Source organism: Haloarcula sp. S1AR25-4, from assembly GCF_031624555.1.
Taxonomy (GTDB): Archaea; Halobacteriota; Halobacteria; order Halobacteriales; family Haloarculaceae; genus Haloarcula; species Haloarcula pellucida.
Window position 1 is genome coordinate 547,616 of record NZ_JAMQOR010000003.1, and the last position, 12,422, is coordinate 560,037.

15 protein-coding genes are annotated in these 12,422 nt (G+C 68.9%); 7 read left to right on the forward strand and 8 right to left on the reverse strand.

Going from position 1 to position 12,422, the window contains the following annotated elements:
- Nucleotides 1-5 precede the first annotated feature (5 nt).
- Both NDI85_RS16185 and NDI85_RS16190 read left to right on the forward strand, forming a co-directional pair.
- Nucleotides 6-752, forward strand: coding sequence for a hypothetical protein (locus NDI85_RS16185; protein WP_166967985.1), 747 nt, complete (start codon nucleotides 6-8; stop codon nucleotides 750-752).
- Nucleotides 749-1,501: a hypothetical protein gene (locus tag NDI85_RS16190; RefSeq protein WP_310916348.1), complete on the forward strand. Its 753-nt coding sequence runs from the start codon at nucleotides 749-751 to the stop codon at nucleotides 1,499-1,501. Before NDI85_RS16185 ends, NDI85_RS16190 begins: the two co-directional genes overlap by 4 nt.
- Nucleotides 1,502-1,505: 4 nt before the next feature.
- Here the strand turns inward: NDI85_RS16190 and NDI85_RS16195 are convergent, their stop codons facing one another.
- A complete protein-coding gene (locus NDI85_RS16195; protein ID WP_310916349.1) occupies nucleotides 1,506-2,609 on the reverse strand; it encodes an aminotransferase class V-fold PLP-dependent enzyme in 1,104 nt (367 codons plus the stop codon).
- A 121-nt stretch (nucleotides 2,610-2,730) separates the two neighbouring features.
- Between NDI85_RS16195 and NDI85_RS16200 the strand changes: the two genes are divergently transcribed.
- The 3 genes from NDI85_RS16200 to NDI85_RS16210 are packed head-to-tail and all read left to right on the forward strand — an operon-like array spanning nucleotide 2,731 to nucleotide 5,569.
- On the forward strand, nucleotides 2,731-3,822 hold the full coding sequence (locus tag NDI85_RS16200; protein ID WP_188999585.1) for a metal ABC transporter substrate-binding protein: 1,092 nt from the start codon (nucleotides 2,731-2,733) through the stop codon (nucleotides 3,820-3,822).
- On the forward strand, nucleotides 3,819-4,562 hold the full coding sequence (locus NDI85_RS16205; protein ID WP_166967993.1) for a metal ABC transporter ATP-binding protein: 744 nt from the start codon (nucleotides 3,819-3,821) through the stop codon (nucleotides 4,560-4,562). The genes NDI85_RS16200 and NDI85_RS16205 overlap by 4 nt, the downstream gene beginning before the upstream one ends.
- Nucleotides 4,562-5,569 (forward strand): metal ABC transporter permease, encoded by a 1,008-nt coding sequence (locus tag NDI85_RS16210; RefSeq protein ID WP_188999582.1) that lies wholly within the window; start codon nucleotides 4,562-4,564, stop codon nucleotides 5,567-5,569. Before NDI85_RS16205 ends, NDI85_RS16210 begins: the two co-directional genes overlap by 1 nt.
- 27 nt (nucleotides 5,570-5,596) lie before the next feature.
- Here the strand turns inward: NDI85_RS16210 and NDI85_RS16215 are convergent, their stop codons facing one another.
- Genes NDI85_RS16215 through NDI85_RS16225 form a run of 3 tightly spaced genes read right to left on the reverse strand, consistent with a single transcriptional unit; the run spans nucleotide 5,597 to nucleotide 7,423 of the window.
- Entirely contained in the window at nucleotides 5,597-5,944 is a 348-nt protein-coding gene (locus NDI85_RS16215; RefSeq protein ID WP_229783159.1) for a CrcB family protein, read from the reverse strand.
- The gene (locus NDI85_RS16220; RefSeq protein WP_310916350.1) at nucleotides 5,941-6,336 is read right to left on the reverse strand and encodes a CrcB family protein; all 396 of its coding nucleotides are present in this window, start codon (nucleotides 6,334-6,336) and stop codon (nucleotides 5,941-5,943) included. Before NDI85_RS16220 ends, NDI85_RS16215 begins: the two co-directional genes overlap by 4 nt.
- 28 nt (nucleotides 6,337-6,364) lie before the next feature.
- Nucleotides 6,365-7,423, reverse strand: a complete 1,059-nt coding sequence (locus NDI85_RS16225) for a helicase HerA domain-containing protein (protein ID WP_310916351.1) — start codon at nucleotides 7,421-7,423, stop codon at nucleotides 6,365-6,367.
- Between the two features lie 75 nt (nucleotides 7,424-7,498).
- Here NDI85_RS16225 and NDI85_RS16230 point away from each other — a divergent pair, with 75 nt between their 5' ends.
- On the forward strand, nucleotides 7,499-7,942 hold the full coding sequence (locus NDI85_RS16230; protein ID WP_188999569.1) for a carboxypeptidase-like regulatory domain-containing protein: 444 nt from the start codon (nucleotides 7,499-7,501) through the stop codon (nucleotides 7,940-7,942).
- Here the strand turns inward: NDI85_RS16230 and NDI85_RS16235 are convergent.
- From NDI85_RS16235 to NDI85_RS16250, 4 genes are all read right to left on the reverse strand, one after another.
- Nucleotides 7,939-8,667, reverse strand: a complete 729-nt coding sequence (locus NDI85_RS16235) for a protein-L-isoaspartate O-methyltransferase (RefSeq protein ID WP_188999566.1) — start codon at nucleotides 8,665-8,667, stop codon at nucleotides 7,939-7,941. The genes NDI85_RS16230 and NDI85_RS16235 overlap by 4 nt on opposite strands.
- 65 nt (nucleotides 8,668-8,732) lie before the next feature.
- Nucleotides 8,733-9,362, reverse strand: a complete 630-nt coding sequence (locus NDI85_RS16240) for a protein-L-isoaspartate(D-aspartate) O-methyltransferase (RefSeq protein ID WP_310916352.1) — start codon at nucleotides 9,360-9,362, stop codon at nucleotides 8,733-8,735.
- Nucleotide 9,363: 1 nt separating this feature from the next.
- Nucleotides 9,364-10,017, reverse strand: coding sequence for an HVO_0476 family zinc finger protein (locus NDI85_RS16245; protein WP_310916353.1), 654 nt, complete (start codon nucleotides 10,015-10,017; stop codon nucleotides 9,364-9,366).
- Nucleotides 10,018-10,223: 206 nt separating this feature from the next.
- Nucleotides 10,224-11,180: an aminopeptidase gene (locus tag NDI85_RS16250; protein ID WP_310916354.1), complete on the reverse strand. Its 957-nt coding sequence runs from the start codon at nucleotides 11,178-11,180 to the stop codon at nucleotides 10,224-10,226.
- A 171-nt stretch (nucleotides 11,181-11,351) separates the two neighbouring features.
- On the opposite strand from NDI85_RS16250, the gene NDI85_RS16255 reads away from it, so the two are divergent.
- Entirely contained in the window at nucleotides 11,352-12,416 is a 1,065-nt protein-coding gene (locus NDI85_RS16255) for a type II glyceraldehyde-3-phosphate dehydrogenase (protein WP_188999551.1), read from the forward strand.
- Nucleotides 12,417-12,422 lie beyond the last annotated feature (6 nt).

The following is a 12,422-nucleotide window of genomic DNA, read 5'->3' on the forward strand; positions in this document are numbered from 1 at the left end:
CCGACGTGGCAGACACGACCCCGAACTTCGACCTGCTGGCCGGCGAGTTCGGTCGCCGCCCCCGCGCCGCCGTGTTCCTCTACCCCGCCGACGACGCCGTCTACGACGAGTGGGTGGACGACGGGCCGGTGGCCGAGGCGGTCGTCGACGGCCTCGACCAGTTCGTCGAGTACGGCGCGCTGGGCGGCTACGCGGCGTTCACGCTGGCGGAATCGAAGCCGTTCGTCGCCGACGACGGCGGGGCCGAGTACGACGACGCCACGAAGGCCGCGTTCGTCGACGCCTTCGAGGCGTACACGGAGCGACACCCGGAGCTGTGTGGCGCTCGCGGCCTGCACTACGGCGTCGCCGGTGGCTTCGACGGTGGCGGCGGGTTCAGCGCCGACGAACTCGACGAACTCGCCTTCAGTACGAACTGCCGGATGGTCGTGGGGACGGCCTCCGAGGACGCCGCCCGCGTCGAGGCGTTCACCAAGCAGGAACTCGGGCATGCGCTCGTCAGCTACCGCCACCTCGCGGAGACGAGCGTGCTCGTCGAGAACGGCAGTCACATGCACGAACACGACACGGGCGTGGTCTACCCCTCCGGCGAGGTGTCGCCGATGGCGGTGACCTACCACGACAGCCACGCCGCCCACGGGCCCTGTGGCAACGGCCGCCTGCACTTTCGCGGGTACAACCCGAACTACACCGACTGCACGAAGATGGCTGTCAAACGCACGGCCGAAGCCGTCTTCGGAGGCGAGGGATGAGCGACGACCCGGTCAGCGTGACGCGGCGCGACATCGTCCGGACCGGCGGCGTCCTCGGCGGGAGTTCGCTCCTCGGCGTCGCCGGGACGGCGTCTGCGGGGACCACGACGCGGGTGGTCGAAGTCGCCGCCGAGTTCGCCGTCGACGCGCCCGAAGACGTCCGTCTCCGAACACTGCACGTCGACGGCGCGCCGCCCTATCGAGTCGCGACCGACGACGGACTGCTCGTCTCCGACCCGTACGGACCGCTGACGGCGGCCGACCGGTCGCTGCTCACCGACGCGGCCTTCGTCGTGCGGGACGCCGTCGGCGTGGCTGCGTCGGGCGACCGCCTCGCGACGACGCTCACCGCCCGGGACGAGACGGTTCGGCGACTCCCGAGGCGATTGGCACCCGACTACCGGGCCGCCTACGCGGTCCGACTGGCCGCGCCGCTCGACGTCCGCGTCCCGTCGGTCACCCGGGTCGGCGAGGCGGCCCGCGTCACGCTGGGGTCCGACCGCTACCGCGTCCCGCCGGGGGAGACGCTGATGCTCGAACGCCCGGAACGCACGGCGACCGTCGAGCGTCGGACCGTCCGCGAGGCGGACGGGGCGTCGGGACTCGCAGCCGACACGGGCGACCCGGCGGCCCTCGCGGACGTTCCCCCGGCCGTCGAGACCGGCACCGCGGAACTGCACACCGCCGTGACGCCGGTGGTCCGGGTCCGCAACCTCGGCAGACTGACCGTCGAACACGGTCGGCGCTGACCGACTACAGCGCGTCGAGCAGTTCGTCCACGTCGTCCTCGGTGTTGAACGCGTGAACCGACGCTCGGACCGCCTCGGGATAGGGGAGGTGCCGGACGACGATTCCCTCCCGAGCGAGTCGCTCGGCGGTCGCTTCGGGGTCCTCGGCGGCGAACGTGACGAGACCGGACTCGTACTCCTCGGGACTCAGCAGTCGGTCGCCGAGGCCGTCCTTCAGGCGGTCGGTCAGCCGTTCGACCCGGCGCTGGACGGTATCGATGCCCACTGACTCCATCGTCTCGATGGCCGCTGCGAGGGCGACGTAGGGGGCCGGCGAGGTGGTCCCGACCTCGAACCGGCGCGCGCCCTCGTGGTAGGTGTACGTCTCGGCAGCCGAGTCTTCGACGCTCCGATAGCCGATGCGGGTCTGGCGGAGTCGGTCGTGGGCCGCCGGGTCGACGTACAACATCCCCGCGCCCCAGATTCCCAGCAGCCACTTGTGGCCCGCCGCCACCACGAAGTCCGCGCCCCACTCTGTCACGTCGACCGGGTGCTGGCCGACCGACTGGACGGCGTCGACGAGCACCTGTGCCCCGGCGTCGTGGGCGACGTCGACCACCTCGCCGATCGGCAAGCGGGTGCCGTGAGTCCACGTCAGCGAGCTTAGCACGACGAGTCGGGCGTCGTCTATGGCCTCCGTCAGGTCGTCCGTATCGAGGCGTCCCCGCTCGGTCTCCAGCACTCGCACCTCGACGTCGTGGCTGTCTGCCAGTCGGTCCCACGGCAGGGTCCCGGCGGGGTGTTCGAGGTCGGTGCGGACCACCACGTCGCCGGGTTGCCAGTCGATGGCCCCCGCGACGAGGTTGACGCCGTCGGCGGTGCTCCGGGTGAACGCCACGTCCGCGGGACGCGCGCCCAGATGGCCGGCGGCGACCTCCCGGGCGGCGGCGATGGCGTCCCACGCGACGGCGTACGGCCCGTCGCCGGCGGGCGCTTCGAAGGCGTGGCGTTCCAGAAAATCCGTCGCCGCCCCGACGACGGTCCGAGGACTCGGGCCGCTCGCACCGGTGTTGAAGTAGGTACACCGGTCCAGCGCGGGTATCGATGCACGAAGTGCTGCAGGGTCCATACGCGGTGGAAGCACGCCGGCGTCTTGAGCGCTGTGCCGGGAACACCCCGGAGTATTAGACGACTCTAAAAATTAGATTAGAACAAAACTGTTATTTAGTTTGCCGACTCTCTCCTCTTTCATGTCGAACCACGACGGTCAGCGCAGCCATAGTCGACGAGTGTCCAGACGGAAGGCCCTCGCGGCCGGCGGTAGCCTCCTCGCGACGGGGCTCGCCGGCTGTATCGGCGACAGCACGGGTCGGTCTGGCGGTGCCGAGAGCGGTGCGGGACAGGCCGACACGGGGGACGGACCCGTCGCAGTCGCTTCCTTCTTCAGTTTCTACGACTTCGCACGGACGGTCGCGACGGACACCCCGATTACGGTCGAGAACCTCATTCCGACGGGGCTCCACGGCCACGGCTGGGAACCGAACGCGAGCGTCACGAAGGACATCGTCGACGCGGACGCGTTCATCCACGTCGGCGAAGACTTCCAGCCGTGGGCCGACCGGGCCATCCAGACGCTCGAAGACGACGACGCCGATACGCATCTCATCAACGTCCGCGAGGGTATCGAACTGGTCGACCTCGCGGCGACGCTCGACCGTGAGGAGGAGGGCGTCGGCGCACAGCGGGGCAAGGACCCCCACTTCTGGCTGGACCCCGAGCGGGCCGCCCAGTCGGTCGACAACATCACCGCGGGGCTCGTCGAACTGGCTCCCGACCACGCCGAGACGCTGCGGAGCAACGCCGAGCAGTACAAATCCGAGGTCCTCCAGCGCATCGACGCGGACTACCGCGCCATCTTCGAGGCGGCCGACCGCGACGTCGTCCAACTCGCGGCCCACAACGCCTTCCAGTACATCGGCGTCGCCTACGGCGTCCGAATGCGCCCGCTCGTGACGAACCTCGCCGCCAGCGGCGACGTGAAACCGTCCGACATCACGGAGGCCAAGCAGGTCATCGCCGACAACGACATCAGGTACATCGCCAACGGTGTCTTCGAGTCCCGAAAGCCCGCGAAACAGTTACTCGCAGAGACGCAGGTCGAGGCGTACTTCCCGGTGACGCCGTACGCGGGCGTCCGCGAGGCGTGGGTCGAGAACGACTGGGGGTACGAGGAGATAGCGTACAACATCAACATGCCCACCTTCGAGGTGGTCCTCGGGAACACGCCGCCCGCGGAGGCTGGCGACGACGGCTGGGCCGACGAGTGGAGGAACTTCGAATGAGCGACGCCGACCCCGTCGTCGAACTCGCGGACGTGGGGTTTGGCTACACCAGCGCGCGCGTCGTCGAGGACATCTCGCTGCGTGTCGGCCCCGGCGAGTACGTCGCCGTCGTCGGTCCCAACGGCTCCGGGAAGTCGACGCTCATGCAACTCATGCTCGGCCTCCTGCGCCCCGATTCGGGGACCGCTCGCCTGTTCGGTGAACCGGCCCACGCGTTCGACGACGGCGCTCGCATCGGTTACGTCGCCCAGCACGCAAGCGCCTCGAAGGAGATGCCAATCACTGTTCGGGAAGTCGTGCGGATGGGCCGATACCCGCACGTCGGATTCGGCCGTCTCTCGGCAGCAGACCACCGAATCGTCGATCAGGCGCTCGACACCGTCGGCATGTACGACTTCGCGGACCGACGCGTCACGCAACTGTCGGGCGGCCAGCGACAGCGCGCGTTCATCGCCCGTGCGCTCGCCAGCGACGCCGACCTCCTCGTGCTGGACGAACCGACCGTCGGCGTCGACGCCGAGTCGGTCGACGCCTTCTACGGCCTCCTCGAATCGCTGCACGCCGACGGTATCACCGTCCTGCTCATCGAACACGACCTCCGGGCCGTCACGGAACACGCCGCCCGCGTCGTCTGTCTCAACCGCGAGATATACTTCGACGGCCCGACCGACGAGTTCGTCGAGAGCGACGCGCTGGCCCGGGCCTTCGGGACCGCGATGCCGGTCGGGGGTGACGCCTGATGGACGCCCTCGCGGTCCTCTTTCAGTCGACTCCGACCGACGCCGTCCTCTGGCCGCTGTACTGGCTGCTCAGCCTCTGGTCGGTGTTCATGTCGTGGCTGGGGAGCGTGACCGGCCTCGAACTGTTCCAGTACCAGTTCATGCACCGCGCCGTCCTCGTCGGTCTCTGTATCGGGGTGATGGCACCGCTCATCGGGACCTTCCTCGTCCACCGGCAACTCGCACTCATCGGCGACGCGCTGGCACACACGGCCTTTGCCGGCGTCGCCGTCGGCCTGTTTCTCAACGCGGTCATCGACCTCGGCGTGTCGCCGTATCTCACCGCCGTCGTCGTCGCGATGCTGGCGGCGTTGCTCATCGAACTCATCTCCGAAGCGACCGACGCGTACAACGACGTCTCGATGGCTATCGTGCTCTCGACTGGATTCGCGCTCGGGACGGTCCTCATCAGCCTCAACGCGGGCGGCCTCGCCGTCGGCATCAACCAGTATCTGTTCGGCAACCTCTCGACGGTATCCGCCGAGAACGCCGCGATACTGCTCGTCCTGTTCGGTATCGTCGTCGCCACTATCGCGGTCACGCGCAACCAACTGCTCTACGTCACCTTCGACGAGACGGCCGCCGCCGTCTCGGGCCTCTCGGTCGGGTGGTACAACCGGCTGATGGTGATGCTGACCGCGCTCGTCGTCGTGGGCGCGATGCAGATAATGGGCGTCATCCTCGTCGCCGCGATGCTCGTCGTGCCGGTCGCAAGCGCGGCACAGGTCTCCCGCAGTTTCCGCTCGTCGCTGCTCACGTCCGTCGTCCTCGCCGAACTCGCCGTCGTCCTCGGCATCGGCGTCGCCTACTACGGCGAAGCGACGGCCGGCGGCGTCATCGTCCTCGTCGCGGTCGCGATATACGTCGTCACCGTCCTCGCGGGCAAACTCCGGACTCGCCTCGGGGACACCACCGCAGCAGACGTCGACCGAATATCCGCCGACGACACCGACTCGACCGCTGACTGACTCGCTTTGCCTCTCCTCGACGGGCCCTCAGGCAAGCGCCGTCGCGACGGCCCCGCCCAACGCGACGCCGACGAGCGCCACCGCCAGCGTCCCACCGGCGTACAGCGCCGCCTCGCGCGGGTGTCCCAGTTCGGCCAGTCGCACCGTCTCGAAGGCGAACGAGGAGAACGTCGTGAACGCCCCGCAGAAGCCGGTGCCGACTGCCAGTGTGACCGACTCCCCGACCGGGGCGGCCACGAGGGCACCCAGCAGGACGCTCCCCAGTACGTTGACGGTCAACGTGTCCGCCCGGTTCCGTTCGAGGCGCGTCCCGACGAGGTGCCGACCCAGCGCACCGGCCATCCCGCCCAGACCGACGAGTAACAGTGGGTTCACGACACCCACCTCGCGACGAGACGGCCGAGGACGACGCCGAGGAAGGCCAGCGCGTAGTTGGCCGCGACGTTCCCGACGGCCAACATCGGTGGCAGTCCGCTCGTCTGGACGGCGAACGTGCTGTAGGTCGTAAACGAGGAGAGAAAGCCGGTGCCGACGACCAGACGCGTCTCCACCGAGAGGGCGTCCGCGAGGTGGGCCTCGTACAGCAACACCCCGAGCGCGAAACTGCCGACGACGTTGACGAGGAGGGTGCCGACGACGGCACCGCCGACGGCCCCCAGTCCCGGGGCCGCTACCGAGATAGCGTGGCGCATGACCGCTCCGACGAACCCCCCCAGCGCGACCAGCAGGAGCGGTTCTGCCCGCGAGAGGGCGTGGGGTCCGGTCATTACCGGCCCCTCGCGACGGCCCTACTCGTCAGTTGTGATGTGGACTGGTGGTTCCGTGGCCCGCTCTCACCCGCTCGGAGACACGCGGGCTCTCGCCGCCGTGGGACGTCCGCCGTTCGCGCACCTGCACGTGGTGGACCGACTCGGTCACGTCGTCGACGACCAGCGCCGCCCCCGTCTCCGCCGGGAGTCGCCGCTCGATACCGCCGTCGAGGTAGGTCGGTCGCGCGTCGGTCAGTGCGGCCACGTCGGCCTCGCTCGTCAGTCGGTGCGCCAGCAGGAGGTCGGCCTGTGAGACGGCGACGGGCGGCAGGGCGCTCGGGCGCTGTGTCGCCAGCCAGCAACTGACGCCGGGGTGGCGCCCTCGCGTCAGCAGGCGTTCGAGCGCCCGGCCCGCGACGCCGTCGGTGAAGGCGTGGGCCTCGTCGACGAGCAGCCACGGGAGATGCCGCGTCTCTCCCGCGACTCGGGTGTCGTACAGCGTACTGGCGACGGCCGCGAGGACGGCGTTCGCCGGCGCATGGTCGACGCCCGAGAGGTCGAGTACCGTCACGCTCCCGCCACAGAGGCGCTCGGACGACAGGCCCGCCGAGTCGAAGACGTCCCACGAGGCGGCGAGCGCGAGGTGGTTGCTCGCGGCCCGCCGCGTGGCCCCATCGGCGTCGCTGTCTTCGACCCACGCCGACATCTCCGTCAACGTGTCGCGACGGGCCGCCGCCTGCCAGACCAGCGCGCCGGCCCCGCTCTCGGGGTCGAGACCGAGCAGCGCACACCACAGCGACGGGTCCAGCGCGGTTGCCCTGACTCGGGGGTCGACCACCGTCGCATCGATATCGGCCGCGGAGAGCGGTGCGAACGCGCCCATCGGGTCCGCGACGACTGGCGAGACGCCGTCGGTGTCGGCCAGTTCTTCCAGCAAGACGCCCAGCGTGTACGTCTTCCCCGACCCCCGCTTGCCGACGACCAGACCGGCGTGTGGCCGGTCTAGGTCCACGTCGACGGATGCACCGTGACTCCCGTCCCGCGCCCGGTAGTGTCCGAGACGCGCCGTCGGGCCCTGTTCTCGCTCGCGTCCGATGACGACCATGCCGTCGCTGGCCGCCCGCTCCCATTTGAACCTCTGTCCGAGGGTTCAAGTGTGGAGCCGGGACCACGCCACCTCATGAGCGAATCTCTGTGGCGAGACGAACGGGCCATCGAAGGACTGCCGATTCGACTGGTCATCGCGCTTGTCGTCGGCGTCGCCTGCCTGAGCGTGATGATGAGCACTATCTCGGGCATCGAGACGTTGCAGGTCACGGAAGTCGACGTGCAACCTCACCCGGAGGTGACGACGCCCGGAGAGCGCGAGGTGACCGTCACCGTCGTCGACCCGGAGGGTGCGCCCGTCTCCGGGGCCACCGTCGTCGCCAAGAGCGGGACGGCGACGCTCGATAGCGTGGCGACGGCCGAGACGGGGGCGGCGGGCAACGCCACCCTCTCCCTGTCGCCGTCGCTGGGGGCGAACCAGCAGGAGGGAACCGTGGTGTTCGACGTGAAACCGCCCGCGAGCAGCAGCTATCAGGACAGTCGGTCGAACACGGACCTGCTCGTGGTCGGCAGTTAGTCCCAGTCTATCCAGTCCTGTTCCCATCCGGTGCGGGACTGGGCGTTCCGTCGGGCGTGTTCCTGGTCCTCGCGGCGGGTCCGGTTGCGCTCGACGGTGTCGGCCTGCTCGCCCTCGACGAGCATCGGCCGGAACGCGACGCTGCCGAGACGCTGCGTCTCGCCGTCGGCGTCGACGGTGGCCAGCGTCTGCTGGCTGGCGCCCAGTGGCATCACCATCCGGCCGTCGTCGGCCAGTTGTGCCAGCAGGGCACGCGGCGGTTCGATAGCGGCGGCTTCCAGCAGAATCCGGTCGTAGGGGGCGTACTCGGGGAGGCCGTCGGCACCGTCCCGCCGGTCGACGAGGACCTCCTCGTAGCCCGCCTTCGCGAGGTTCTGCCGGGCGTCGATGACGAGCCGCCGGGTGATGTCGATGGCCTGTACGTTGGCGGCGCCGACCCGTTCGGCGAGGACGGCGGCGGTGTAGCCGATGCCGGCGCCGACGACGAGGACGTCGTCGTCTTCTTCGGGGGCCAGCGCTTCGAGCAGTCGAGCCACGGTACTCGGCGAGAGCACGCGGGTCCCGAGTCGCTCGAACGGTCGGTCGGAGTAGGCCTGTTGCTCGCCGACGAACGCCTCGCGCGGGACCGCACGCATCGCTGCCGACAGCCACGCGCTCTGGACGACACCCTTGCTGTCGTGTTGCAGGCTGTCGACCATGTCGCCGCGCAGTACCGCAGGGTCCATATCCGAGATTCCGGCCGGAACTATATGAATGACGCGCCCCGCGAGTCCGTCGCGGTACCGTCGGCTTACTGCAACCGGACGAACCGCACGGTACCGTGTGTCTCGCGGGCCAGCGACCCGTCGGGGCGCCGGCGGACACGGACCAGCGTCTGTCGGCGCCGGCCACCGAGCGGTGCGAGCAACAACCCACCGGGGCGGACCTGTTCGACGACGGCGCTCGGGAACGCCGAGGCCGCACACGTCAGGTACGCGCGGTCGTAGGGCGCGTGGTCGGGCCAGCCCCGTTTCCCGTCGCCCGCGCGGACTGAGACGTCGCCGTACCCCGTCGCTCCGAGCGTCGCCTGCGCTCGCTCGGCCAGTTCGTCGTGGTACTCGACGGTGTAGACGTCGGCCGAACCGACGAGTTCGGCGGTGACGGCGGCGTGGTAGCCACACCCGGTCCCGATTTCGAGGACGCGGTCGCCTCGCTGGAGGTCGAGCAGTTCCGCCATGATGGCCACCATGTGGGGCGCAGAAATCGTCTGGTCTCGGCCTATCGGGAGTGGCCGGTCGCGGTAGGCGTCGGTCCGGTACTCCTCGGGCACGAACCGGTGTCGCGGGACCGCTTCCATCGCCGAGAGCACCCGCTCGTCGTCGATTCGCCCCTCTCGGAGGCGGTCGACCAGCGCGGTGCGGGCGCGCTCCCAGTCGGGCATCCTACCAGGCGGACCAGGCCGTCGAGGACTCGTCGCGAACGTACAACCGGTTGATGTCTTTCGCCACTGCGCTGTCGCCGTCGAAGTCCATTTTCTCGTGGTCGTAGCCGTGGGCGTCGTCCCGGACGTGGATGCCCTCGACGGTGAACTCCTCGTCGCCGAACGTCTCGGTCTCGCCGACGACGAACTCGAAGTCGCCGGGCACCTGCAGTTTGAAGCTCTCGGTCTCGTCGTGGCGCCCGTCTTTCGGGTGCATCGTGACGTTGACCGCGACGTTCCCCACCGCGCGGGACCAGATGGTCTCGACGGCCTCGACCGAGGCTTCCTCTTTGCGACCCTCGTCGGTTTCCAGACTCGTGATGCGGACGGTCAGGACGGCTTCCTCGGTCTCCAGTAAGAACTCCTCGCCGACGGCGAGGTCGGCGTCCTCGGGGACGTCGACCTGTGCGGTGAACGATTCGCCGTCTTGGGAGACGACGACGTCTCGCTGGAGCGTGGTCTCCTCGGGCAACTGTTCCTTGTGGACGTGGTCGCAGTCGGTACAGCGGACGGTGACGTGACCACCGGGCTTGAGTACCTCGTGGACGGTCTCTAAGTCCGGCGAGCAGGCCGGACAGGGGAGCGCGACGCGCTCTCCGGGTGTCGCTTCGGTCATACGCCTGCCTTGACGGCCCGGGCCTAAATGGTCGTCGCCACGGCTCTCGTCGTGGTTCTCCGTCGCACGGACGGGCCGCCGGTCCGAGTGCTCACTCGCCCCGCGGCAGGTTCACTGCCGCGCCGTCCTCGCGGCTCACTCCGTTCACGGGTCGCTACGCTCGCCGCTCACATTCGAGGCGACTCACTACGCTCGCCGCCTCGCTTTCACCGCTCAGACTGTGGGAGGTCTACGACCTCACTGTCCGCGTACACGGTCGGTTCCGTCAGGATGCCGTCCAGATGGATAGGGGCGTGGGTGTCGCCGCCGATGGCGTGGTCGTCGCCGATGGCGATGTGGACGGTTCCCCCTGCCTTCTCGTCCAGCAGGACGGATCCGACGAGGTCCGTGACGGCGACGTTGGTGCCGATGCCCAGTTCGGCGAGGTTGTAGGCGTCCCGGCCCACCTCCTCGGCGGCCGTCTCGACCTCCGCACGGATGTCGGGGTCGTCGATATCCGTGACGTAGCCGTCCTCGACCTCGAAGCGGAGTTCTCTCCCGTCGAGTTTGCCGTGGGGGCGCATCGTCCCGTCGACGACGAAGGTGCCGTCGGCCGTCTCCGGGGCGAGGAACACCTCGCCCGCCGGGAGGTTCGACATCTCGCCGGGTTCGTGGACGATGCCCGTGTCGAGGTTCCACTCACGAGAGCCGACGCCGAAGGTGATGTCCGTGCCCTGCGGTGAGGTGACCCGAACCTCGGCGGCGTCGGCGACCTGTGCGAGGACGTCCTCGCAGTGCTGCCGGATGGCCTCGTAGTCGGCGTCTAACCCCATCAAGAACACGCCCTCGCTGATGCCCGGGAGCGTGGCGATGCGGGCGCCGGCGGCGTTGGCCTCGCTTCGGGCCTCGGTGTGGCTCAGGCTCTTGGTCGTGGGCGCCAACACCACGTCGGCGGCCGCCATCGCACCGGCGACGGGTTCGGGCGGTTCCTCGCCGTGCTGATTCCCCGGTGGGTAGCGCAAAAAGACGGTGTCGTCGGTGATCTCGGCGGCGACCCGATACAGGGCCTCGCCGATGGCTTTGCACCCGTCGTCGGTGACGACGGCACACGACTCGTCGGACTGGAGGTTCATGCACTGCTTGACGGCCGTCTCCGCCGGGGCGCGAAGGGAGGAGTTGTCCATACAGACGCCTCGGCCCGGCCGGGATTAACTCTTGGTGGAAACCCGGGGGTGGACGAACGTCGAAACGACTCCATGTGTGGTGGTAACAGGGTGCGATAGTACAACTATCCGAGTTAATTTCTATCATCATTAACCGCAAAGAATATCCTCTCGCCACGTGAACGGTCGTCCATGCTCCACGTGGGCATCAACGGCTTTGGCACAATCGGCAAACGGGTCGCTGACGCGGTCCGTGTCCAGCCGGACATGACGGTGGCGGGCGTCTCCAAACGCTCCCCGAACTTCGAGGCAACTATCGCACACGACCGCGGATACGACCTCTATGCCGCCGGTGACGACGGCAGAGTGCCGTTCGACGCCGCCGGTCTCGACACCGCCGGCACGGTTCACGACCTCGTCGAGGTCAGCGACGTCGTCGTCGATACGACGCCGGGCGGCGTCGGCGCGACGAACGCCAGTCTCTACGAGGAACACGATACGCCGGCCATCTTCCAGGGCGGGGAGGACCCCGACGTCGCCGACGTGAGTTTCGTCGCTCGTGCCAACTACGACGACGCGGTCGGCGCCGACAGCGCCCGCGTGGTCTCTTGTAACACCACGGGACTCTCACGTCTCTTCGCTCCCCTAGAGGAGTCCTACGGCATCGAGAAGGCACGAATCACGCTCGTCCGGCGGGGTGGTGACCCCGGACAGACGAGCCGCGGCCCCATCAACGACACACTGCCAGACCCCGTCGAGATCCCCTCTCACCACGGCCCGGACGTCCAGACGGTGTTCCCCGACCTCGACATCGATACGATGGGAATGAAGGTGCCGACCACACAGATGCACACCCACAGCGTCAACGTCACGCTGGAGTCGACGCCGTCGGCCGAGGCGGTCCGCGACCTGCTGGGCCGGGAGTCGCGCCTGTTTCTCATCCCGGAGACGCTGGGCATCGACGGCGCCGGCAAACTCAAAGAGTACACTCGCGACGCCGGCCGCCCGCGCGGTGACGTCTGGGAGAACTGCATCTGGGCCGAGTCGGTCACCGTCGAGGACAACGACCTCTACCTGTTCCAGGCTATCCACCAGGAGGCCGACGTGGTCCCGGAGAACATCGACGCGGTGCGCGCCCTCTCGGAACGGACCGCCAGCGCCCGACAGAGCATCGACCGGACCAACGACGCACTCGGCGTCGGCCGCGGACTCGTCGAACACGAGGGGAACGCCCCCCGAAGCACCGCCGACGACTGACCGACC